Here is a 23,173-nt window from a genome sequence, read left to right on the forward strand (position 1 = left end):
GTGGCATCCTTTTACTGATGCACGGCGAGCTGGTAGGCCGTGTACTTGCGAATATTGATGACCCCGGTGTCGAAGATCAGGTATTGGCCCTTGATCCCCAGCAGCGTGCCTTCGGCAATCGGGTTCTTGTCCAGGTTGAAGCTGACGATCTTGGTCGGATACTGCTCGATCGGGTAACGGATTTCGATCGGTTCAATGTCGGCAATCGTTTGGATGGCTTGTAGGCCAAAGCGTTCCTGCAAACTCTCCAGGCCCTCGGCGCAAGACGCGAACAACTCATCGCGCACCTGCTTGAGGTCGACCGATTGTGCATCGCCCTTGAGCAAGGCACGCCAGTTGGTCTTGTCGGCGACCTGGCTGCGGAACAGGTCTTCGACGAAACCGGACTGCTGGCGCGTGGACACCCGCACGATCGGCAGCGCCTGGCTGGCGCCCTGGTCGAGCCAACGCGTGGGCAATTGGGTGGCGCGGGTGATGCCGACCTTGATGCCCGACGAATTGGCCAGGTAGACCACATGGTCGGTCATGCAGAACTGCTCGCCCCACGCCGGATCACGGCAGGTGCCGGCGGCGTAATGACAACGCTCGGGACTCATGATGCACAGGTCGCACTGAGCCAGCTTGGTCATGCACGGGTAGCAATAACCCTGGCTGAAGCTGGTCTTGGTCTTGCGGCCGCAATGGCTGCAATGGATCGCACCCAGGTATTCCAGGCGCACATGGGTACCGATCATCGGGTTGACCGGCACCTCGGTATCGCCCAGACGAAACGCATATTGAACGGTCGGCTCACCGAGTTGCGCCGACATTTTGCTGACTGCACCGCGACCGATTTCAATCAATGGATCGCGTCCGACTTGAACAGGATGTTCGGCACCGTGGTCGACTTCGATTCACACTCCTGCGTTCCCATGTAGCCGGTGCGCTGGTCTTCCGGCAGGTTCTGGATCTCCCAGGCGATCATCGCTTGCAGCGACAGCTCCCGCTGCTCGGCGGTGAGCTTGCGGCCATCAGACCATTTGCCGATTTCCACGGCGAGCTTGAGGCTCCGGTAGATGTCCGGGGTGATGTTTTCGATCATTTCAGCAAAAGAGGACATTCAGGCTCTTCCTTAACGAATAGTGGATTTGCGACGACTGTATAAACCGCCCAACAAGCCGGTCAGGCAACCGATGGCCAGGCCGCCGACATGGGCGGCATTGGCGATTTCGCCGAAACCGATCATCGAGACCAGCCCCGACAGGCACAGCACCAACCACACCAGCATCATCACCAGCACCCCACGGGGCAGGCGATAAGCCGGGTTGGGCGAGATGAGTTGATAGATCCAGCAATGCCCCAGCAGCCCATACAAGACGCCGGACAAGCCACCAAACAGGCCGGCGCCGCCATACAGGTATTGAGCGAAATTGGAGGCCAGGCTGAACAACAGCGTCAGCCCCAGCAGGTTGATACTGCCCTGGCGCGCTTCAATACGCCGCCCCAGCTCCCAGTACCACATGCCATTCATGGCCAGGTGCAGGATGCCGAAGTGGATCAGCATCGGCGTGACCAGCCGCCACCACTGGCCCGAGGCCAAGGTGTCGGCCAACGGCGTGAACTGGATGTACTCACCCATCACCCGAAACGGCAGGAAGGTCAGCCAGCTCATCGCTTGCAGGTTTTCACCGAGCAAGGTCACCGCGCCGACGATCAGGCTCGCCAGCAGCACCAGCGCTGTCACCGGGCTATGGCGCACTTGCTGAACAAACCCCGGGCGCGTGACCGCTGCCTGCTCCGGAATATCCAGTTGTTGGTCCGGATCGCCGGCCGGAAAACGTTGATACAAGACGCGCACGTCGTCGCTGATGGTCTCGGGCACCCACAACACCTGCTCGCCCGCTTCTTCACTGACGCGATGGGGCACCTGCATGCGTTGCAGCAGTTTGACGAAACCGCCCAGGTCGACGCTCAGCGGCAAGCGTAATACGGGCACGGCACTCATGTAATCACCTCGGGGCGCTCAACGTCGACCCATACGAATTTATGCGGATCGAGGCGGGTTTCCTGATCCAATCGATACGCCACCAGCTTGCCGTACAGCACCGCGCTGTAGTCCAGGCAGGCCAGGTTCGGACGGATCGGCGCCGGTTTGCCGCTGCGCCAGTAATGCCCGACGAACAGCACAGGCTCGTCGACGCCGTAGCGCAGCAGGGAGTTTTTTTCAGAAGACGACAACGGTGTGCGCGCCACGGGCTCCGGCAATGCATCGGGTTGGAACACGATGTCGCCGTAGGTTTTCGGGTCTTCTTCCCAGAACTTGGTGCGGAAGAACGAGCGTGTCAGGCCGTCGCCGCCGGTCAGGGTCAAACCGTCCGGCAGACGCATGTCGGTGCCGCGCAACAGGCGGTCAAAGGCATTGCAGGCGAAGCTGCCCGGGACGGCGGCGGCCTGCAGGAAATGCTGATCGATACAGCCATCGGGAAAAGTCGCGCGCAGCGGCTGGATAAACCCGTCATCCCAGCACGCATGCACCACACGGAAACGCCCGGCGTCGACGAACAGCGGCATGTCATAGAACCAGCCGAGGAAGTCGTGCCAATCGGCCGGGTGATCCTCGAATTGGGTCAGGGTCTCGTGGATCAAGCGCTCATGCCGCGGGGTGTGCTCGCGCACGAACTGCTTGCCGCTGCCCGGTGGCGCGGGCGTGGCCCAGCCCAGGGCGTTGAACTCGTGGTTGCCCATGATGCACAGCGCCTGCCCGGCCTCGGTCATGTCGTGGACAATGTGCAGCGCCTCGCGAATCCGCGGGCCACGGTCGATGATATCGCCGAGGAACACCGCCATGCGCGACGGGTGGCGCCAGGTGCCAGCGTGCTTGTGGTAGCCCAACTGGTCGAGCAGGTGCTCAAGGGTGTGGGCGCAACCATGCACATCACCAATCAGGTCGTAGCTACGCGCGGGATCGAGCATCAGTCGCCTCCACCCCCCAAGCGGCTGCCCCAGCCCAACTTGGTGCGGCACACTTCATAGTAATTGTGGTCCAGCGGGTGGATCAGCCGCAGCTTCTGCGCCTTTTTACTCACGGTGATGGTGTCACCGGGGGCGCAGGTGAAATGGTTCTGCCCGTCGCAGGAGACTTGCGGGTAAATCTGCATGTCTTTGGAAACCACGATTTTCAGCTCACTGTTGCCATCGACCACAATCGGCCGGCTGGACAACATATGGGGGTACATCGGCACGATCACAATGGCGTCGAGCTTGGGGTGCATGATCGGGCCGCCCGCCGACAGCGCATAAGCGGTGGAGCCGGTGGGCGTGGCGACGATCAGGCCATCGGCCTTTTGACTGCATACGAATTGGCCGTCGATATACAGCTCGAATTCGATCATCCGCGTGGATTTGCCGGGGTGCAGCACGACATCGTTGAGGGCGTCGCCCTGGCCGATGGCTTCGCCGTGGCGGCGCACTTCAGCCTGCAGCAGGAAGCGGTTCTCCACCAGGTAATGGCCGTCGAGCACCTTGGCCACTTCGACTTCCAGCTCATCGGGACGAATATCGGTCAGGAACCCCAGGCTGCCACGGTTGATCCCCAGCACCGGCACGTTATGCCGCGCCAGCGCCCGTGCGGCGCCCAGCAGGCTGCCGTCGCCGCCGACCACAATCACCATGTCACAGACTTCACCGAGCATCTTGCGCGAAGAGGTTTGCAGGCCATGGCCCGGGAGGATTTCGGCGATGGTGTCTTCGAGGATCACATGCAGGTGGCGCTCGAGCAAAAACTTTTTCAGCCGGCGGACGGTGTCCAACACCTGGGTACTGCCCAGGCGACCGATAATGCCGATATTGCGAAATTGCTCCATGGGGCTCCTGCGGGATTGGGGTGTGGCAAAAAAGAACGATTATGGGCGAAAGGCCGCGTCAGGCAAAATCCTTTGTCGCCGTGAAGCCTTGATGACAACGCTTCTCAGCCACCCTCCCCCGTGTAAAAGGCTATGCTCGGACCATGACCGTGTTCCCCGACTTGCACAACCTGCCCTGCCAACTGCGCCATCCCGAGGTGCGCGACCTGGCGTGGGTGATGCTCGCCCCGCCGATGCTCGCGCAAACGCCGTGGCCGCAACGCCATCCGCTGGCCGGCAGCGACTGGGTACAGGCGCCCGACCGTCTCGAACACTGGCTGCGGCAATTGGACCAGGACAGCAGCCCCCTGCAGCATTGGCTGAACCTGGCACGCACCCGGCGCCTGGGCCTCTACTACGAACGCCTGTGGCAGTTCGCCGTGCAGCATGCGCCGGGCGTGGAACTGCTGGCAGCCAACCTGCCGATCCGCCGCGCCGGGCATACCCTGGGCGAACTGGACATGCTGCTGCGCGACCGCGAGGGCGTGCATCACTTGGAACTGGCGATCAAACTCTACCTCGGCCCGCAGGACGGCAATGGCCAGGACACCGCGCAGTGGCTGGGGCCGGGCTGTCATGATCGGCTGGATCGCAAGCTGGCGCACCTGGCCCAGCATCAGTTGCCGATTTCGGCACGACCGGAGAGCCGCGAGGTGTTGGCCGCGCTGGGCATCGCGCAGTTCGATGCCCACTTGTGGCTCGGCGGCTATTTGCTTTACCCCTGGCCTGGCCAGGCTGAACCGCCCTATGGCGCTCACCCGCAGCATTTGCGTGGGCGCTGGCTGCATCAGCGTGATTGGCGGGACTTTGTCAGCGCCAGCGCGCCCGGCCGCTGGCAGCCCTTGCCCCGACATGCGTGGCTGGCGCCAGCGCATTACCAGGCAGAAGCGGTGTGGAGCGAAGAACAGATGCTGGAATGGCTGGCGGACCTGGCACCGATGGCACCGGCTCAGTTGCTGGTGCGACTGGTTCAGAACGGCGAGGAGTGGGAGGAAGCCGAGCGGTTGTTTCTGGTGGCGGATCTTTGGCCGAATGTGCCGGGCACTCCCTGACCTGCAAGGAGCGGTCTCACCGACTCGAAGGCTCAGCCCTCATTGAGAAATATCTGTTGCGGCAACCTGAAATCACGCAGCTTGAGCAACGCCAGCGGCCCCGCATCCAATTCAGTGCGCAGGTGCCACGTCAGGTTCAGGCCGTCGGGCGCCTTGAGGGCCAGACGGTAGCGGCTGTTGCCGTCGTCCAGTGGCGTGACCTGGGCGTTTTCCAGCAGGCGGATCAGGCCCCAGGGGCCGGGGTAGTCGCCAAACAGCCGCTCGCCGGCATGCACGCTGGTCCAGCTGAGGCTCACGCCGGGATAGTCGCTGCGCCCCGGCCAGTTGAAACGCTGCCAGTTTTCTTTCTGGTTGAAGTACTGGTGCCGGTCGCCGTTGAGGATGAAGGTGGTTTGCACCACGTCGCGCACGGGTTTGCCTTGCAGTTCAAAGCTCAGCCCCATGCCGCCGTCGGTGTAGAGCACATCGGCCAGTTCGCTCAGTTGATTGATCGCGCTCAGAAACTGCGGGTTGAAACGCAGGCCCTGGCTGTGGCGCGGATCGGCTACCCAACGGCTACCTTCCTTGCGCAGCACGCCGCTCAATTGCTGCTGTAAAAACTGTGCGATGCGCCCGGAGTCCGCGCGGATCATCTGCCCCAACATCGGCAACGACGCGTCGCTGGTGGTGGCGGCAAACGGGTAACGGCTGGCGAAGGCGGCGTTCCAATGGCTGACGATCGAGCGCTGCCAGTGGCTGTTGAGGCCGGCGGCGGAGGGTTGCAACACGCGTTGCCAGGCCTGTTCCAGCGGCTGCACGAACAGCGTCTGCGCCGCCCCACCCCACTCCGCGCCCAGGCTGGCGGCCAGCAGGGCGCCATAGGATTGGGTGTCGGTGAGGTCGATGCTGCGGCCTTGAAACACGCTTTGTGCCAGGGCCTGGGTCATTTCCAGCGGGTCGGGCGCGGTGCTGATCTGCTGCAGTTTCAAACGCACCCGTGTCACGCGGGTGAGGAAGGCCGGGAGACTGAGGCCGTCCGTGTTGGACTTGTCCAGCAGCGCCAATAACGGGCCGAAGGTCGCCGCCAGCGGCCCCGTGGCGGCCTGGGCCAACGGTTCGATCGCTGGAGCCTTGTCCGGCCCGATCAGCTTTTGCGCAGACTGCACCAGCGAGTCGGCCAGGGCCTGGGGTCGGCTGCCCGCCTGCGCCTGGTAGGCCACGCTGTTCAGCAGCGCGATCAAGGGCGATTGGCGCACGTCGCTCATCAGCGTCAATTGGTCGATTGACTCATCGAGACTCGCGGCCTGCTGCCAGCGCAGGCTGTTGAGCAGATCCTGCCAGGCGCTGGCGTAGTCCTGGAAGTAGCGTTCGGTAAGGCGGGCGCGCAGTTGGTCAGGGCTCAGGCGGGTGTCGACATCGGCGGGTTGGTCGCTGAGCACCCAATCGATTTCCTCGCGGCGCGCCTCGGCGATCGCATCGATAGCTTGGCGCACCGAGCCTTCCCAGGCCTGGCGGGTGAACACGCCGGGCACGCTGGCCTCGGTGGTGAACAGGGCCTGGGCGTCGGTGTCGCCGACCAGTTGCGGCAGGCCCAGGGCCGGGTAGTGATGGGCGGCATCATCGAGCAGTTGTTGGTACAGATTGGCTTCGGCATTGCGTTGACCCAGTTGGCCGAGCAGGACCTGCCGGACTTGCGCGACCAGCCGTGCGTCAGTGTCGATGCGCCAAGCCGGGTTTTCCGCCAGGTGTTCGGCGTAGAACTGCCACAGAGTGGGGCCCAGGGCTTGCCAGAGGCCCGCGCGGGAAGGCTCGACTTCGCCGAGGGTTTTCACCAGCAGACTGGCGTCGGCTTTTGCCGGACGCGCCATCATCAGGTAGGCCTTGAGCTGGTCGTAGGCAGCACGGGCGCGTTCGGCGCGCTCGGGATTGTCCGGGGCCAGCTTGACCAGGGCCGTGAGCTGCTGGCGTAAAGCGGCGACGGCCGGGTCGCGGATCAGGCGGTTATTGGCTTCGACGTAGCGCGGCCACACGGTTTCAAGCAGCACTGGGTTTTGATTCAGGCCGAAACGCTGATACCACGGAGCGCCGCCTTGAACGCGATCATCCAGGCGCGCCAATTCGCGGACCAGTTCATGAAGGGCCCGGAGCTGTTCGTCGCCTTGTGATGCGCGCTGCAAGGTCGACAACGAGCTGTGTAACTGGGCGATCTGCGTGCGGTTGCTGATGAATGACAGCAGCAGTCCTGCGCTCCACAGCATGGCTAGGCCGAAAGCCAATGCGTAGCCAACTCGCGGCACGCTCCAGCCCAGCCGACGGCCACGGGGGTTATCGCCGAGTACGCCATGCCACACCGGGGCCACCGACCACTCATGTTGGCTATCATGCGGCGAGCGCTGGACCGGCAGGCTGAACCACATCCCCCGCAACGGCACGCCACGGGCAAATTCGCCGGCCAGGTGCGCCAAGGTGTGACGCCAACGATCAATGCCCTCGCCCTTTAAATCCCGCGACAGACGCAGCAGAAAATCATCCTTCATCACCGCGTTCATCTGCGCCAAACCCGCGCGACGCAAAGGCTCCAGCAAACGATTCAACGCGGCGTCCAATACCGCCGCCGAAAAGCGCGCGGGCAACTGACAGCCCACCGGCTGCGCTTTGCGCGTGTCCTGCGCCCACGCACTGCCGCAGACCTGCCAGAGGGATAACGGCAACTGCCAGCGCAAGTCACGGGCAAGGCGCTGCACCTGGCGTACACCTTTGCCCATCGAGACATCGTCGGCGGCCTGGGTTTCGTTCAGCGCCCAGACGACTCCGTCCAGCGCACGCCAGCGGCTGAGGCCGCTCCAGCGCTCAGGGAATGATTGATCCAGCGCGGCCTGCGCACTGCCACCCCACAGCAGGACGGTGCCTTGGCCTTCGAGCCATTGGTGAGCGGCCAGGGTGGGGGCGATGGCTTCGATTTCGGTGGGTTCGCCGATGATGAGCAGCAGGCGGGTTTTGTGGCGCCAGAAGAGGCCGTAGTGCTCGCGTAGGTGCTCGCGCAGCTCTAAGAGGTGAGTAGTCGGTGAGTGAGGCAAAACTATCTGTGAGTCCGCCGGGGGATAGACCTTACCCACACGTCCCTGCTCGCGGTGGTTTTGACGTTTGAGATGCGCTAACCACCGCGGTGCCAGAACGCCGCCCATTGCGATGGCGATGATCAGTAGAAAAACCAACAGTTTGTGGTGATTCTCAGCTAGCCCGATCTGATCGCCAAAACGCCAGATCACCCAGCCCAGAGCGGCTACCAGCATAATGACCCAAACTGCTGCCCCCGCACGGCGCCATGAATTACTCCAAACTTTCATGCCAACTCTCCCGTGACAACAGTGCTCATCCAGTGCTGCGATTCTTCTCGTGCCAATACCAACAAAGGCTCGCGCTGATGCCGGACAATTTCCACACACAGCGCAGTTACTAGCCAGTGGCCGAACGGACCAGATAGCCCGCACAGACTTTCCTGAATCCACCGCTGCTCCACGTTGAGCGAAGCACCATGGGCGCCTGCTACAGCAAGCATTTTTCCGGTCAGTGGCTGCCAGTCGGCGGCGTCGGCCAACATGCCGGTTGCCCGGCAAGCGCTCACTTGGGTTTGCAGAAACAATGGTAATTCGCTGTCCAGCACATCGATATCCAATGGCATTGGCCGCAACAAACCAGCGGTGATCGGTAGCTCCAAGGCGATTGCCAGGCTGTCCGGGCATAGCAGCAAGGCGGCAAGCCCGTCGGAGTAAGAGTCTTCACCGTGAACCTGAAGCACCAGGATCAAGTCGATGACTGCGGTGGCGGCCTTCAACGTTTCATCGATCCACCGGTACGACAATTCGCTAATCAATGTGACCGTTACGGGTAGCGGCAGCCTCATCGTGATGACCAAGCTCTGCTGCCAGGTATCGCGCAAGGCTTCGTATTCGCGGGGATCGGCATCGCTCAGCAGGGTGACCCGGAGTTCCCGCCCCGTCGGCAACGCATGCAGTGCCGGCACCAATGCCTGAATCAACATCTGCAGTCCGGCTTGAGTACGTTCCGGCCCTACAGGCAAAGCCGCAATACGCCGCGCTTGCCCTGTGCGGGGAGGCAAATCAAAGGAACCCTGAGTTAATACACTCGCAGATACCTGATCAGGCAGCAGCACACAACTGGCAGACACTGCCAAGTAGCGCTGCGCCCAAGCCTGCCAGGAACGCTGCACACTTTGCGCCTCCTCCTCCAGAAACTGGCAATGGCTCAACGCAGTCCCATAGGCATAGGCACGCGCAGCGAACGCCAGGATCCAGACCACCAATGGCGAAGCGGACAATGCCCAAATGTTGAGCGTACTCAGTAACGGCATCCGTTCGGAGGTATGCAGCAAAAACAGCAGCACGCAGACCAGTACCGCTATGAGTGCAGCCAATAGCCAACGACCCGGCACAGGCGGTTTTGGAGCTTCCACTACATGAGGTGCCTGACGATCCCAGCCCATGACTAACCCACCCCGCAATCGAGAGCGCTGGAAATCACCTGGCAATCGCACTCGCAGCGGCAGCCGTTGATCACCATCGCCCGATCACCCTCAGACCAGTCCGGGCAGCCATCGACAATCCGGTTGACGCCATGCCCCGGCAGCGGGCAACGAACCTCGTCTCCGACCAGTGCTACTCGCTTGCCATTTACGATCATCGTGGATGAGGCTGATATCACTTCTCCACCATGGGTGGTTTTATCACCCAATAAAACAAATCCCTGGGACATAAATAAAACAATCCAAAACTCGCCCATTGAAAAACAGGCTTCCATAAAAACGATCAGAACATTCGTTAGAGAAATGATCTCGACCAATAAAAACTACTCCCCCCAAAAACGCACGAACTTTTAGCTGACCAGCGCCCAAGCGCTACGTAAACTTTCGCGGACAATTCAGCTCACCGCTGTCAGCATCTAATGCATTCCCAAGAGTCAACGTGTCGAGAACAAAAGAAAAAGGTAAGTCGATAATAGCTAACGGAATAATCAGTCCATTACTCCCCTTGATCAGTGTCCAATCAGTCGCCGCATGAAAATCCAGCTGAACGCCTTGATAAGGGCAAGCAGGGCCATTCATAACTGCCGCCCCTATTGCCGCACAGCCCGAATGCAGTCCGGCAAAAAGTCCTAAAACCCCGAACTTTAAGCGCTTCACACAACCACAGCCCAGACTAACCTCGGCAATATTTTTAAAGCGAGACTGGCCAGCACCCGCAATTAAATTCAAATAAATCATCGCAACCACCCAATACAAATACATGACTAGGTTTTATCTAAGACTCACGTCATCCGACATCCGGAATAAAACATTAAGAGTTAACGGTAAGGCCTGAACAGAAGGAAACATGCGATTCATCGAACCTTCTCCGCAGTCAGGCGAATGGATTGCAGCTTCTTGAAGCTTGGGTCACGACCATCAGCCACCACGCTGCCATCGGGGTAGGTGTAGCGGGTATAGTTACCCTCCTTTTTCACCTTCGGCCCCACTGAATAAAGCACGTAGTCGGCATGCAGCACGGGCTCGAACACCACCTGCCGTGCATTTTTGGCACGGTAATACAAATAAATCTCACCCTCGCCGAATAACCTAGCGAGTTTTTCGTGTCCGCCAAGGAAGTGTTCGCTAACCCTGGGGTAGTAGTCCTTCCTGATCAGCAGATCGCCGCTGACTTCTATCGTCGGCTGAAAAGCAGAACGTCGTTGTGGCAGATGCTGATCGAACATCACGATCACCCCGCCCCCAGGGCCCGCTTTAACATTCTCGCCAAAGTGCGTTGTATTGGCGTAGGTAACGCCAAAAGTCACATTGCTCAGTTGCCACTGGCATCGGCTACCACCATTGATGGGCAACTTGGCCTCATACAGGTCGCTCTGCACCTGCTGTTGCGGTTGAACCGTAGTGGACAAGTAACCGTCCTCTTCATAAGTGGTCCAGTCTGGCCCGGAGCGTTTGATCGGGCATTTCTCCGAGCGGTACATCACCTGCAAGGGTTCCGCCGCGAGGTTCTGCGGGACCTTCACCACGATGCTGACCTGCTCTCCACCCGGTGGCGGTGCCAAGGTCTGGTTCTGGGCGCAACCGCTGAGGTTGAGCAGCAACAACAAAGCAGCGCTTGTTTGGGTGACGCGCTGCATATGCACGGAGGCATGTTCCATCCATAGCGCTGTCATTGTGATTGCCCCAGACGAATGGATTGCAGCTTCTTGAAGTTTGGGCCACTGCCACCAACCACAGCACAGCCGTCAGAATAGGTGAAGATGTTGCGATTACCCTCTTTTTTCACCTTCGGCCCTACCGAATAAACGACGTAGTCAGCATGTAGCAGAGGCTCGAAAACCACCTTTCGCGTCGTTGGAGCTCGATAATACGAATACATTTCACCCTGTCCGACTATCCAAGCGAGCTTTTCATGTCGGCCCAGAAACTGTTCGTTTACCCAAGGGTAGTAATCCTTACGGATCAGCAAGTCGCCACTGACCTCTATCGTCGGCTCAAAAGCAGAACGTTGTTGTGGCAGATGCTGATCGAACATCACGATCACCCCGCCCCCAGGGCCCGCTTTAACATTCTCGCCAAAGTGCGTTGTATTGGCGTAGGTAACGCCAAAAGTCACATTGCTCAGTTGCCACTGGCATCGGCTACCACCATTGATGGGCAACTTGGCCTCATACAGGTCGCTCTGCCCCTGCTGTTGCGGTTGAACCATAGTGGACAAGTAACCATCCTCTTCATAAGTGGTCCAGTCTGGCCCGGAGCGTTTGATCGGGCATTTCTCCGAGCGGTACATCACCTGCATGGGTTCCGCCGCGAGGTTCTGCGGGACCTTCACCACGATGCTGACCTGCTCTCCACCCGGTGGCGGTGCCAAGGCCTGGTTCTGGGCGCAACCGTTTAGGCTGAGCAACAGCAACAAAGCGCCGCTCAGAGGGCTTAGGCGAGCATTCATAGGCTGTGTTCCTCCGTGATCGCTGGCAGTGCGTCGGGAAACTCGACGGTTCTCGCATCTGGGTAACGGGAGGGAATGGGTTGGCTGCCCCTCCCAATTTCCTCGACTACGTGATAGTTCACGTGTTGCACTGGCCCCTGCGCAGGGTGGATCAGAATGTTCATGGTTTTATGTCTTCCCTTATGGCTAGTGTGTTGGGTGGGCTGTTGCACCCCGGATGCGTAGATTCAGGCCTGGGTGATCTCGATCATCACGCCAAATTCGCGCTCGCGGCAGAAGCGCTGCAGGGCTTCAGGACCGCCTTCCAGGTCTTGAGTCATGCGCAAGGCCATGGGTAACAACTTCTGCAAGGCAAGGAACTGCTCGTTGCGGTGTTTTTCCGCTTCGGGGACGCCCACCCCATGCATCTGCGTCTCGAACTTCGCCCGTTGCGCCTTGCGCTCCAGTGGCCGGTCGGGATCGCTCAACTCCAGCAACTGGTTGTGCAAGAAGGGTAAGTAGGCAGCGACCATCGAGTGATCCATCGGGTTACTGCGGAGAGTGCTGCGTTCAGGATTGGTGTGTGACGGAAAGAACCGAGTCAGACTTTCCCGGCTCATCGAGCGAATGAGGGTCTTCTGCTCTTCACGGGCGAAGCGGCTGAACTCATCGTTCAGACTGGGCACCAGATAGAGGCGGGTTCGGTGTGGCAAACGCTTAAGAATGGTGGTGTGGTAAGGCGCGCCCAGGCCTTCTCTACTCCGCTCGGCGGGGTTATTTGAGGCCCGTGACTCCACATGCTGGTCGGCACGGTAGAACATGGCGATTTGGCCGTGATGCCAGTAGGGGTCGCCAAAGCGCACCAGTTTGCCGGCCACCAGTTCACCCACGGACCATATGTAGCCCAGGTCGTGGCCCAGCGGCCCCAGGGCATCGTAAAGCCAGTTATCCAATTCCGCCTCGGGTGGCACGCTGGTGATGGTGTCGGCGTCGTTGACATGGCGAAAGTGGGTCACCGTTTTCAGGCGCTCCAGTGCCTTGGCCGTAAAGGTGCGAGGCATACCATAGGTATAGAGTAGAGGGCTGCGATCTATAAGCTCGGCAGAGTGGATTAGAGCCAGGGCACCACCCAAGCTATGGCCGCAAATAAATAACTTTTGTTCAACTACCGCTTTTTGAATGTCATCAAAGCGCTTAGGAAACAACCTCTTAGCCACCTCAAACGCATGCAAAAACCCATAATGCACACTGCCGACATCAGTCAAAGGCGTACACGCAGACTTCAAGTCACAGCCGCTGCCATCGGCCGGCATCGGGCGGTACAGCACATCCGTCAGCCAGTCCTTGGGTTCCTGTGTCCCGCGCCAGGCCACAACCACTTGTGTCTGGTTGATGCAATAGAACAACTGGGTGTTTTCGATGATGAGCCGCGGAATATCGGAGGCACCCGACGGTCGCTTGGCCTCCAGCGAATCCAGCATAACCGCCGTGGTGTAGCGTTGGTTGAAGGGGACGTCTACCACCAGTGCTGGCAGACGCGTCCCTCCAGAGTCAATCATCACCGGCGTGCGCGACAGGTCCAGGCACTGACGTAAAAAGAACTCCTCCACCGAGCCTGAGACGGTACTGGGATCGGTGCCCGGTCGTTGCTTCAAGATGTTCTGGGCGACAATGCTGTAGGACAGGTTAGCCATCAGCCCAAGGTTATAGGCATTGGCCATGCTGTATTCGGGTTGGTGATGCAGCACCAACGACCAGGCGCGGAAGGGGCAAACTTCCAACACGTGGCGGTGATTCAGCGCTTCGTACTCAACGGTGAAACCGCTGAATGCTGTGTCCGGGAAGTGAAAGGCCGGAGGCCGCTTCGGGTCCTCCAAAGGCGGATCAAGGGTCGGTAATCGGTCGCATAACTGACCGATACGCAGGTAGTGGTAGCGGTGACCTGCCGCGAGTGCCTGCTTCTCGACGGGCGAGAAACCCGAACGCTGCGGGCCATACAATGGGGTGCAGTTGCCGATTACAGGCCGATGCGGTTCGGCACGCAGGGCACGCAAGCGACGGGTTTGCAGCAACTCGGCAAAAGGATCGGCCTGCACCTTCAGGGTGATGGGGATGGGGTGCAGCCCCTCGATACGAATCACGCCCTGAGCATCGCTGAGCCCGGAGCATTCGGGGAAGCACCTCTGTCGGATGGCGTCGTTGATCGCCTGATAAGGCATATTCGCCAGGGGGGCCCCCTGCTCGTCCACCAACTGGAATTCAATCCAATGCTGTTTCTGTTTACCGCCAGTAAACTCCTTGCGCGAATTGAGCGTATCCGTGCGGTGCAGGGAATCATTCATTTATCAACATCTCCTGTGCCATCCTGACTCGATGGATCAGTGTTACGGTTGCCACCGCACGAAGGAATGATCTGGCTTCCATCGGCCAGCCGGGTGTACTGAAGATATTCCATGACTCCGGTCGCAGTTTTATTGACACAGAAGACGGCGTCGTAACTATCAGTAGAGCGATATGCATTACGCAGACTGAATATATAAGTTTGATTAACTTCAAGCAGCAGAGGGCGGGCTTTGATTTTGTAGTTGTCGTACTCGTACCCCTCAGGCACGGTGCCTAAAACGATACAGGCACCTGGACTCAGCTCCAATGGTTTAAATCCCGGCAAAAGGGACGCCCCCCAAGTAGGAGGGTTTCGTGTATAGCTTTCTGTTAATGATACGCGGCTCACTGCAAAGACGCCCTTAGCATTGCTAGGCACGCAAATAGCCGGTTTACCATTAACCGAAACCACATCCCCAGCCTCTCTGCGGCCATATGATGCAGCGTAAACACTTTCGACTACTAACCATGGCAAGCTGAGCGTTAAAAACAGTGCAAATTTCATACGACCCTCCTTTTCAACTTGGAAGATGTTTTTTGTCGGCTGGCTTTTTAAGAAACGACTCGAGTGTCGACGCAAGAAGCGCTGGACTTTTGGTGAAGTTGCGCTCATTCCACACACCGTGCGGATTACCCACCACACAAATCAAATAGTAATCCGAGATGATTTCACCTTGCTGCTCCATGTTGTAGTCCGACAAAACGCTCTGTTCTGTCAGAGCATAGCGATAAGCAGGTGCGCCACGACTTGTAACCACCAACCCCATTCGCTTTACCGGATAACCCAACTGGTACTGCCATACATGGGTCATCTCATGTATAAATAGCGCTTTATCTCGATCATCATCAGTAGCGGAAAAATCATGCCTATAGTACCCAGTACTTGAAGGGTAATACATATTACCGTTAGGAGTTGCAGCCGTATTCTGCCGCCCCAGGAACCCCCACCACCCAGCGTGATGCACCTCAACTTTTGTGTAATCAATAGCATCCTTAAAGATTGTTCCTGCCATGGCAATTTCCCCAAGCGTCAAAGAGCGCTTCTTGCCTCTAGGTAGAGAAACCTCCTTTACCGAGCTACCTATTGCTACCTCGTTAGTTGATACATCACTTGACGTAAGATCAATGACCATTGGGGTTTTAATGCTTTCCGCAGCGCAGCAGAAAGCCCCGAAATCCTCCGTAAGAAAAAGTTCTATTTGCGTGATCCGTGTCGGCTCCTGAGTTTCGAAGCGCTGGGTAAAACCCTGCGCACCTGTCACCCCCTCAAATACATGTCCATCTGCCAGAGTGACCGAATATTTAAAGTTACTTACAAGCTCGCCATCAGGCCCGATCAAGCGAAGCTGTTCGTCATAGCGTGTTACTGATTCTGGTAATTCAATTTTCAGGTCTCCGGGCAATAAGGTATGAACGCTCATCGTCTGCCCATGCTTATCCGTCACTCCATTGAATACCTCACCTTGTTGGGTGGTTATCCGGTAGCGACTAAATGGCAGTGGTGTCTCCGTGTCGTCTTTCAAGGTATAGCCGCCGGAGTAACCCGCTGGCAACAGTGACGCCGGTGTATTGAGGCTGGCGCTGCCAAACTTTTGCACATGGTTAGCTTTTAGATAAATATTGCCTGGCGCCCCTAGCTCTATATCACCGCCCTTTAAACGGATATAGGCACCGCCACAGTTGAGCACCAGTTCTTGCGGGGCGTTGATTTCTATACGACCTTCCAGGCTTTCGATCTTAACGTCGGTCTTTGCCAAAGCATGGAGGTAACTGCCTTGAGCGTGCAGTTCAACTTTGCCTTGGGCCGCCTTGAATTGCAGGTCAGCACTTTGCGCAAGCACGCTGACGCCACCCTCGGCGGCTGCGGTGATATCGTGTCCGGCGCTGATGTCGGCGTTGTGCGCGGCGATGATACCCACGCTCTCTCCTCCGGAAGACAGACACACGGCTTTAGGACTCATTACGCCGATACCCGCCGGGGCATGCAGCAGTAATCCCGATTGCGCCAGCCCTATGAGTGACTGAACCAAATCCAGTTGGCTCTCAATATCGCTAGGCTGCACTCCAGCACTACGAGCTGCCTGCGCCAGAGAGCGCGCCAGCGATAGCGCACTTTTCAGTTGCTCAATGGCAGCCACCATGTCGAGTTGTTCACCCCGAGCCTGGCCTTGGTCATCCGCACTGATAAACAAACCTTTCCCCCCACGAATCGCGCCCCAACTATCCGTGCGCAACTCAAACCCTTCCCCACGCTTTTGTTTCGCGGCATCCACCAAATGCCCCAGGTTCAGCTGGCTCTTACCTCCATACTCAGTACTGACCTTGACGTGCTCCCGCCCCCGCGTGTCATCCATCCGCAGCTTGTTATTCGCCGGGGTACGCAGCACGTTGCGTTTGTAGTTACGCAAGGTCACATGATCGACATGCTGGCTATCGTGCAACGCGTGCGCGATGTAGGGCCGGTCCGGGTCGCCTTGTTCAAAGGCAATCGCCACTTCGGTGCCGGGAATCAACGGCAGGTGCAGGCCGTGGGTATCTCCGGCGTAGGGTCGGGCCAGGCGTAGCCATAGGCTTTCTTCGCCGGGTTTCCAGGTGTCGCGGTCGAACAGGAAGTTGACCTTGTAGCGCCCTTCGAGGTCGATGTGGCCGTAGGGGTCGTTGGCCTGTGGGCTGGTGACGCGGGCCGGGACGGTGCCGGCGATTTGGGGTTTGGGCTGCAGTGCGGGGCGAAAGCACACGGTGTCTGAATAGGGTATGGCCTGGAAGGTCGCGACCAAGCTGCTATCGCGGGCGGCGGTGGTGGTCAGGCCGGTGATCACCGCGCCCGGTGTGAAGGCTTGGGGCGCGCCGCCGGTGATGTGCAGCACCTGCCCCGGCGCCAACGTGGCGCTGCTGGTGATGCCGCTGAGTTGGGTCTGGGCGTTGAGGTAACGCTCATGGCGCAGGCGTGCGTAGAAGTAGCCGCTTTCACTGAGCAGGTCTTCGTCCTGATCCAGCCGGTCGCCGAGGGTCGTGTAGGGCTCGGCGTAGTGGTAGGCCTCGCCGTAGGTGCCACTGGCGCCGCGGCTCTGGTCGATCTCGCCGCTCAGGTGGGCGCCGGCGTCGCGGGGGTGGTAGGCGCGGATATGCACCTGTTGTTCGACCACCCGGTGGTTCGATTGCAGGTGCCACACCGCGTCCTGCCCGCTGCTGCCCAACCCGGATTGCGGGCGATACGGCAGCGCGATGTCGAACTGGTAGAGGCGCTGATCGTCGCAGAACTCGACCACATCGATACCCAGGCGTTCGTCGCTGGTGAAGCGGTACCAGATGCCGACGTCGGCGAGCAGGCGGTCGATGAAGGCCAGGTCGCTTTCGCCGTATTGCATGACCTGCTCGCGCCTGGGGTAGTCGCGTTTCAGGCTGAACAGAAAGTCCTGGCCTTCAAAGTCGTGGCGGCTGCGCAGGATGCTTTCGACGATCTGCGGCACGGATTGATGCTGGTAGATGCGAAATTGTCTGCCTTGGCCGAGCAGAGCCAGGCGCGGCTGCAGAGTGATTTCATAACGGGCCTGGTCGTTCGAGCCGGATTGGCGCTTGAAGCCGGTGACCACGCCGTGCAGGCTGCGCAGCGGTTTGATTGCGGGCGCGATGAAGCCTGAGGCCGGTGGTTTTTGCGGGGCGGCGTGCAGGCTGAAACGGGCGTCCTGGCCAAGCAGGGTTTCGGCGGCGAGGTCACGTTCGGTGCTGGTGAATTCCACGCGATAGGTGAAGGGCTGGCTCAGGTGTTCGTGGCCGTCAAAGGCCAACACGTCGAGACGGGCTTCGATGTTGCGCACACTCAAGGTGTGCCGGCTGTGGTCGAAGAAAGCCTGCACGTTCACACCTCCAGGGCGACGGCCTGCGCCGTGTCTTGAACATCGCTGAAATGCAGACTGATCCCTTCATCCTCGCTATAGCCCAAGCTCACGCCGTGGGTGCGCAGTTGCGCCGCTCGACGCGCCAACAGTTGTTGACTGAGGACCGGCAGGATCTGCTCGTTAAGCAAGCTGTCGATGTTGCGTGCGCCTGAATCCGGTAGCAGGCAGGCAGCAACCAAGGCGTCGTTCAGGGTGTCGTCAATCCGGCAATCCAGGCCGTAATGACGCTGCAGGCGCTTGGCGACCTGGGCCAGCTTGATCGCAACAATGCATTTGAGTGCGTCGGCTCGCAGCGGGCGATAGATCAGGGTTTGAAAGCGCGCCAGCAACGCTGGCTGAAAGTGTTCGCGCAGGATCGGACGCAGTCGTTCATGCAGCACGCTGTCCGGTATCTCCGGGTGTTCCTGCACGCTGGTGTGCAGTAGATCGCTGCCGAGGTTGGAGGTCATCAGAATGACCGTGTTACGGAAGTCGATCTCGCGCCCTTCGCCATCGCGCATAAACCCACGATCGAAGACTTGGTAGAACAGGTTAAGCACATCGCGATGCGCCTTTTCCACCTCGTCGAGCAACACAACGCTGTAGGGCCGCTGGCGCACGGCTTCGGTCAATACACCGCCCCGGCCGTAGCCGACGTAGCCGGGTGGCGAGCCTTTGAGTTGACTGACTGTGTGGGCTTCCTGGTACTCTGAAAAGTTGAGGGTGATCAGTGATTTTTCGCCGCCGAACAGGCTGTCGGCCAAGGCCAGCGCCGTTTCGGTCTTGCCCACGCCGCTGGTGCCGACCAGCAGGAACACGCCCAACGGCGCCTTCTCATCGGTGAGCCCGGTTTTGGCCGCACGCAGGCGCTGAGCCAAGGCACTCAAGGCCGGAGCCTGGCCGATCACGCGCGCTTGCAATTGCTGTTCGAGCAGCAGCAGATTGGCCTGCTCGTCCTTGAGTAAGCTGCCCAGTGGCACGCCGGTCCAGTCGGCGATGACTTGCGCCACGCTACGTGCATCGACATCCAAAGACAGCAGTGGCTGGCTGCCTTGAATGTCACTCAACTGCCGTTGCAACTGTGCACAGGTATCCCGCTGCGGTGGCTGCGCCTGGCGCGCAGCAATCAATTGTTGGGCCAGATCGAGTTCTTGGCGGTATTGCTGTTCCAGATCGGCGTGCTGACGTTGCAGATCGGCGTGTTGCGCGGCAATCGTCGCCAGACGCTCATCCACGCTGTGGCCGCCAAGCCGCTGATCCTGCTCCAGCGCTTGGCCCTCCAGTTCCAGGGCCACTTGCAGGGCACTCAGACGGCGCAACGCCTGCGGTTCGCAGTCCAGGCTCATGCACACCCGGGCGCTGGCGGTGTCCAGCAGGTCGACGGCTTTGTCCGGCAACTGGCGCCCCGTCAGGTAGCGCCTCGACAGGCTGACCGCCGCCTGCACTGCCGCATCCTGGATATGCACACCGTGATGGCTGGCGTAGCGCGCCTTGAGCCCGCGTAACATCAGGCAAGCATTCGCGTCGTCCGGTTCCTCGACCTTGACCATTTGAAAGCGTCTTTCCAAAGCGGCATCACGCTCGAAATACTGCTTGTATTCACTCCAGGTGGTCGCGGCGATGGTGCGCAACTCGCCACGGGCCAGAGCGGGCTTGAGCAGGTTGGCCGCATCGGCGCCGCCGGCCTGGTTGCCGGCCCCGACCAGGGTATGGGCCTCATCGATAAACAACAGCACCGGTTGTTCGCACTGCTGTACGGCGTCGATCACGTTTTTCAGGCGTTGTTCGAACTCGCCCTTGACGCCAGCGCCGGCTTGCAACAATCCCAGGTCAAGGGTACGCACACTGACTGTTTTGAGACTGTCCGGCACCTTGCCTTGGGCAATGCTCAACGCCAGGCCTTCGACCAGCGCCGTTTTGCCGACACCAGGCTCGCCCACCAGGATCGGATTGTTTTTGCGCCGACGGCTGAGGATATCGATGACCTGACGGATTTCATCATCGCGGCCGAACACCGGGTCGATCTTCCCTTGCGCGGCCTTGACGGTCAGGTCCTGGGTGAACCTGTCCAGCAGCGCCGCTAACGCGTCGTCTTTCGACACGCTGGGCGGGCGTATGGCGAGTTCACTTGAAGGCCCCGCGGTCCCTGACGTCTGCGCCTCGGGGCGCTCTTCGGAGGTTTGGTCCAGCAACACCTGCAGCCGCTGCAACTGCACCTCACTGAGGCTGAGCAAGGGCCATACGGCTTCGCACGCCAGCAGGCTGGGCGTCTCCATCAACGCGCTCAGCAGATGTACGGAACGCAGGCTGTCGTTGTGCTCGTCCAATGAGGCACGCAACCAGGCATTTTTGATCAGTTGCTGCAATGGCGCCGACAGCTGCGGCTTGCTCTGCACGCTACGCGGCAGACGATCGATGTGCTCCAGCAAGCCATACCACAACGTCTCCATATTCCACTCATAGCGACGTGCGATCACGGCCAGGTCGCCTTCACCTTGCCCCAGCAACTTGAGTAGCCAGTGTTCGACGGTGATCTGCGCGTGGGCACGGCTTTGGCACAGCGTGGCCGCTGCACTCAACGCCTGGGCGCAGTAAGGGTTGAGACGACGAAGCAAGCGCGTGGAATTCTGGGCCATACGGCTACATCCTTGTTCGGTGATGGTGGTACGCGATCGTTAACGCCAGTCGCGGGCCGGAAACTCGATGTGTTTGGCTGAACGCCCGCGAACGGACGCTCAACCCAGCACACCGGGAGCCAGCAGGCAAAGACCCACCTGCTGCTCCGGGCGTATCAAGCGCTTTGGCGTTCATTCCACGAATCGGAGTGGATGATGTTGCCGTCCTTGTAGGTCCAGGTGACCTTCTCGTAACGCAACTCCACCTGCTCGAGGTGGTTGTGCTTCTCTTTGCTGGGGTCTTTGACGTCGTGCATTTTCGGCGCGACTTTCACGACCTTGACCTCTTCGAGTTTGGTGATGAAGTACTCGACCTCCTGCCCCGCATCATCGATGCGGTACCACTTGAACTCGGCACTCTTGAGGGTTTGCCCGGTGGTGACCGCCTTGTAGAGATAGGGGCTGGAGGCATCGATTTCCTTGGAAAACAGAAACGGGGTGTGAACCCGCGTACCGGTCAATTTCCCGGTGTTGTTGTCGGTGGGGATGTACAGACTGTGATCCTGGGCAACCACCTCGATGCTGCCCTCGCGTTGTTGCACGTTCACCGAACCCTTGATAGTTGCGCCGCCGTCGTCTTGCAGCCAGAGGTAAACGGGAATTGCCATGTGAAGCTCCTTTTTCTCGTAGATTTAAATGTCGCGGAATGCGACCGGGGGTTGCCTGTCCGGGCTTGCAACGGGAAGCGCGCAGGCCCCCGCCTCAGGCACCAGACGGATATCAACGCGGCGGTTGGCTGCACGCCCCGCCTCGGTGTCGTTACCGGCAATCGGCTGGCTGGCGCCGAAACCCTGTACAGCAAAGCAGCTGTCGGGAATGCCGCCCATGCGTTGCATCCAGTCGTGCACGACAGCGGCGCGGGCGCGGGACAGTCGAAGGTTGTTCTCGGGGTCGCCAGTGGCATCGGTATGCCCCGAGATCACGATCAGCCAGCCGGGCTGGGCCTTGATATCGACCAGCGCATTGATCAGGATCTTGGCTGAATCCGCCTTGAGCTGGGCACTGCCGCTGGCGAACAGCGACAGGCTGTCCAACCGCACCGGGCTGGCAGCCCGCGCAGGCGATGCGGCCGGTGGCGGCTCAACGTGAGCAGCCAGTACCGCCAGCAGCGCAGCGCGCAGGCGTTCGCCGCGATACAGGCCCAGGCCGAATGCCGGGGGCGCACCGTGCCGATAGTACGCGTCCAGACGCTGGGCGTCCTGGCGCAACACGCCCACGGCATTTTCACGCCCAAGAAACTCGCGCTGATTACGCTGGGTCGGTTGCGGGATCGCCGAATAACGTCGCAGGTCATCACTGACTTGGCGCAGCAACAGGGCGTTCTGCCACGCCGAACTGGCAAGTGCGACAACACCGGCGACGGCGAACAACCACAGCGCAACGACGCTCGCGCGTTGCACCGGGGAACGCAGCGGGCCGAGCGGCAGCAGGTTGAGCAAAGGGTCAGGGAACGGCAACACCGCATCGGCCACAACCGCCCTGTGATCCGCCAGCGCGACTTTGCTGCGTAACCATTGCTGCCACAGGTTCCCCTTCACGGCATGCGCCAATGCCGGCACCCACGTAACTGCGCAGATCGCCGCCAGGCCAGAAGCGTTACGCGTGACAAGGTGCGGCAGTACCGCTTCGTGAAGCCAGGCCACAGCGCTGTTCAGTTGAATGCTGGCGTGCATCCGAGCGGCCTGCCTGGGCGAGTCAGCGGGTTGCTGTTGCCAGTCATCCAGGCTGACGCAAGCACCCGCATCACACACACGGACCTCGACCTGCTCGCTGCCCCAACAGAACCAGGGCGCCTCGTCCTGCAGGGTTTGCAGGTAGCTCACCAGCAACAGCGGCAGCGCAACCCCGCGTTTGCGGGCCAAGGCCAGTTGATGACTGAAGGCGCGCATCTGACCGGCGAGTACCGCCCCATCACTGTGCGCGCCGGGGCTGACGCTGAACATCACGCCCAGTTGCCCGGCCCAGCCAGGACGCAAGGCCAGAAGGTGATCGGTGATAGCCGGCAGTTGCTCCAGGCTCGGTACGCGCACGTAGCACCCTCGCTCGGTTACCCGCAGGGCCAACTGCCCGGCGGCAACCCCGCCGAACAGCCCATCCAGGCCATCACCGCAGACCAGCACCACCGGCTGACGAAACCCCGCAGCGGGCAGCACCATGCCCTCGGCCAACCTCACCGACCCAAGCTGCCGCTCGGCGCGCAGGCGCAGCGATACCCAGGCCCACGTCACACAACACACCGCGATCAGCGCGCCGAGCACACGCGCCCACATCGCCAGCGGAATGATGAGCAGCAACGCGAGGACGAGGACACCAGCCCACAGGTAAAGGATGCGATGCAGATTGAAGGTCATCCGC

General features: G+C 60.0%; 18 protein-coding genes. 1 reads left to right on the forward strand and 17 read right to left on the reverse strand.

Annotated elements, in window-relative coordinates:
- Nucleotides 1–11 precede the first annotated feature (11 nt).
- Genes AC07W0_RS14940 through AC07W0_RS14960 form a run of 5 tightly spaced genes read right to left on the reverse strand, consistent with a single transcriptional unit; the run spans nucleotide 12 to nucleotide 3,842 of the window.
- Nucleotides 12–842: a DUF2797 domain-containing protein gene (locus AC07W0_RS14940; RefSeq protein WP_102618178.1), complete on the reverse strand. Its 831-nt coding sequence runs from the start codon at nucleotides 840–842 to the stop codon at nucleotides 12–14.
- Nucleotides 839–1,099: a YeaC family protein gene (locus AC07W0_RS14945; protein ID WP_017848373.1), complete on the reverse strand. Its 261-nt coding sequence runs from the start codon at nucleotides 1,097–1,099 to the stop codon at nucleotides 839–841. The genes AC07W0_RS14940 and AC07W0_RS14945 overlap by 4 nt, the downstream gene beginning before the upstream one ends.
- A gap of 12 nt (nucleotides 1,100–1,111) precedes the next feature.
- Entirely contained in the window at nucleotides 1,112–1,984 is an 873-nt protein-coding gene (locus AC07W0_RS14950) for a rhomboid family intramembrane serine protease (protein ID WP_102618179.1), read from the reverse strand.
- On the reverse strand, nucleotides 1,981–2,952 hold the full coding sequence (locus tag AC07W0_RS14955; protein ID WP_046383153.1) for a metallophosphoesterase: 972 nt from the start codon (nucleotides 2,950–2,952) through the stop codon (nucleotides 1,981–1,983). Before AC07W0_RS14955 ends, AC07W0_RS14950 begins: the two co-directional genes overlap by 4 nt.
- Nucleotides 2,952–3,842, reverse strand: coding sequence for an NAD(+) kinase (locus tag AC07W0_RS14960; RefSeq protein WP_003217892.1), 891 nt, complete (start codon nucleotides 3,840–3,842; stop codon nucleotides 2,952–2,954). The genes AC07W0_RS14955 and AC07W0_RS14960 overlap by 1 nt, the downstream gene beginning before the upstream one ends.
- Nucleotides 3,843–3,985: 143 nt before the next feature.
- Here AC07W0_RS14960 and AC07W0_RS14965 point away from each other — a divergent pair, with 143 nt between their 5' ends.
- A complete protein-coding gene (locus AC07W0_RS14965; protein ID WP_102618180.1) occupies nucleotides 3,986–4,933 on the forward strand; it encodes a DUF1853 family protein in 948 nt (315 codons plus the stop codon).
- Nucleotides 4,934–4,965: 32 nt separating this feature from the next.
- Here the strand turns inward: AC07W0_RS14965 and AC07W0_RS14970 are convergent, their stop codons facing one another.
- From AC07W0_RS14970 to AC07W0_RS15025, 12 genes are all read right to left on the reverse strand, one after another.
- Entirely contained in the window at nucleotides 4,966–8,259 is a 3,294-nt protein-coding gene (locus AC07W0_RS14970; protein ID WP_495029333.1) for an ImcF-related family protein, read from the reverse strand.
- Nucleotides 8,256–9,416, reverse strand: a complete 1,161-nt coding sequence (locus AC07W0_RS14975; protein ID WP_219730913.1) for a KPHS_23130 family T6SS system protein — start codon at nucleotides 9,414–9,416, stop codon at nucleotides 8,256–8,258. The genes AC07W0_RS14970 and AC07W0_RS14975 overlap by 4 nt, the downstream gene beginning before the upstream one ends.
- Nucleotides 9,417–9,418: 2 nt before the next feature.
- Nucleotides 9,419–9,772, reverse strand: coding sequence for a PAAR domain-containing protein (locus tag AC07W0_RS14980; protein WP_226926366.1), 354 nt, complete (start codon nucleotides 9,770–9,772; stop codon nucleotides 9,419–9,421).
- A gap of 55 nt (nucleotides 9,773–9,827) precedes the next feature.
- On the reverse strand, nucleotides 9,828–10,193 hold the full coding sequence (locus tag AC07W0_RS14985; RefSeq protein ID WP_158243629.1) for a YceK/YidQ family lipoprotein: 366 nt from the start codon (nucleotides 10,191–10,193) through the stop codon (nucleotides 9,828–9,830).
- Between the two features lie 116 nt (nucleotides 10,194–10,309).
- Entirely contained in the window at nucleotides 10,310–11,113 is an 804-nt protein-coding gene (locus AC07W0_RS14990; RefSeq protein ID WP_256580916.1) for a hypothetical protein, read from the reverse strand.
- A gap of 11 nt (nucleotides 11,114–11,124) precedes the next feature.
- Nucleotides 11,125–11,904, reverse strand: a complete 780-nt coding sequence (locus AC07W0_RS14995; RefSeq protein WP_256580915.1) for a hypothetical protein — start codon at nucleotides 11,902–11,904, stop codon at nucleotides 11,125–11,127.
- A 227-nt stretch (nucleotides 11,905–12,131) separates the two neighbouring features.
- Nucleotides 12,132–14,225 (reverse strand): lipase family protein, encoded by a 2,094-nt coding sequence (locus AC07W0_RS15000; protein WP_102618979.1) that lies wholly within the window; start codon nucleotides 14,223–14,225, stop codon nucleotides 12,132–12,134.
- The gene (locus AC07W0_RS15005) at nucleotides 14,222–14,770 is read right to left on the reverse strand and encodes a hypothetical protein (RefSeq protein ID WP_126587381.1); all 549 of its coding nucleotides are present in this window, start codon (nucleotides 14,768–14,770) and stop codon (nucleotides 14,222–14,224) included. Before AC07W0_RS15005 ends, AC07W0_RS15000 begins: the two co-directional genes overlap by 4 nt.
- Before the next feature lie 13 nt (nucleotides 14,771–14,783).
- Entirely contained in the window at nucleotides 14,784–18,128 is a 3,345-nt protein-coding gene (locus AC07W0_RS15010; protein ID WP_309474177.1) for a type VI secretion system Vgr family protein, read from the reverse strand.
- Nucleotides 18,125–20,779 (reverse strand): type VI secretion system ATPase TssH, encoded by a 2,655-nt coding sequence (gene tssH, locus AC07W0_RS15015; RefSeq protein WP_102618804.1) that lies wholly within the window; start codon nucleotides 20,777–20,779, stop codon nucleotides 18,125–18,127. Before tssH ends, AC07W0_RS15010 begins: the two co-directional genes overlap by 4 nt.
- Before the next feature lie 155 nt (nucleotides 20,780–20,934).
- On the reverse strand, nucleotides 20,935–21,426 hold the full coding sequence (locus AC07W0_RS15020) for an Hcp family type VI secretion system effector (protein ID WP_046383733.1): 492 nt from the start codon (nucleotides 21,424–21,426) through the stop codon (nucleotides 20,935–20,937).
- A gap of 24 nt (nucleotides 21,427–21,450) precedes the next feature.
- A complete protein-coding gene (locus tag AC07W0_RS15025; RefSeq protein WP_102618803.1) occupies nucleotides 21,451–23,169 on the reverse strand; it encodes an OmpA family protein in 1,719 nt (572 codons plus the stop codon).
- Nucleotides 23,170–23,173 lie beyond the last annotated feature (4 nt).

It is taken from the genome of Pseudomonas sp. GW704-F2, from assembly GCF_059423025.1.

Bases quoted from the DNA above. Each gene is read 5' to 3' on its own strand.
- AC07W0_RS14945 (WP_017848373.1), bottom strand. From the start codon at position 1,099: ATGTCCTCTTTTGCTGAAATGATCGAAAACATCACCCCGGACATCTAC.
- AC07W0_RS14950 (WP_102618179.1), bottom strand. From the start codon at position 1,984: ATGAGTGCCGTGCCCGTATTACGCTTGCCGCTGAGCGTCGACCTGGGC.
- AC07W0_RS14955 (WP_046383153.1), bottom strand. From the start codon at position 2,952: ATGCTCGATCCCGCGCGTAGCTACGACCTGATTGGTGATGTGCATGGT.
- AC07W0_RS14960 (WP_003217892.1), bottom strand. From the start codon at position 3,842: ATGGAGCAATTTCGCAATATCGGCATTATCGGTCGCCTGGGCAGTACC.
- AC07W0_RS14965 (WP_102618180.1), top strand. From the start codon at position 3,986: ATGACCGTGTTCCCCGACTTGCACAACCTGCCCTGCCAACTGCGCCAT.
- AC07W0_RS14970 (WP_495029333.1), bottom strand. From the start codon at position 8,259: ATGAAAGTTTGGAGTAATTCATGGCGCCGTGCGGGGGCAGCAGTTTGG.
- AC07W0_RS14975 (WP_219730913.1), bottom strand. From the start codon at position 9,416: ATGGGCTGGGATCGTCAGGCACCTCATGTAGTGGAAGCTCCAAAACCG.
- AC07W0_RS14985 (WP_158243629.1), bottom strand. From the start codon at position 10,193: ATGATTTATTTGAATTTAATTGCGGGTGCTGGCCAGTCTCGCTTTAAA.
- AC07W0_RS14990 (WP_256580916.1), bottom strand. From the start codon at position 11,113: ATGGAACATGCCTCCGTGCATATGCAGCGCGTCACCCAAACAAGCGCT.
- AC07W0_RS14995 (WP_256580915.1), bottom strand. From the start codon at position 11,904: ATGAATGCTCGCCTAAGCCCTCTGAGCGGCGCTTTGTTGCTGTTGCTC.
- AC07W0_RS15000 (WP_102618979.1), bottom strand. From the start codon at position 14,225: ATGAATGATTCCCTGCACCGCACGGATACGCTCAATTCGCGCAAGGAG.
- AC07W0_RS15005 (WP_126587381.1), bottom strand. From the start codon at position 14,770: ATGAAATTTGCACTGTTTTTAACGCTCAGCTTGCCATGGTTAGTAGTC.
- tssH (WP_102618804.1), bottom strand. From the start codon at position 20,779: ATGGCCCAGAATTCCACGCGCTTGCTTCGTCGTCTCAACCCTTACTGC.
- AC07W0_RS15020 (WP_046383733.1), bottom strand. From the start codon at position 21,426: ATGGCAATTCCCGTTTACCTCTGGCTGCAAGACGACGGCGGCGCAACT.
- AC07W0_RS15025 (WP_102618803.1), bottom strand. From the start codon at position 23,169: ATGACCTTCAATCTGCATCGCATCCTTTACCTGTGGGCTGGTGTCCTC.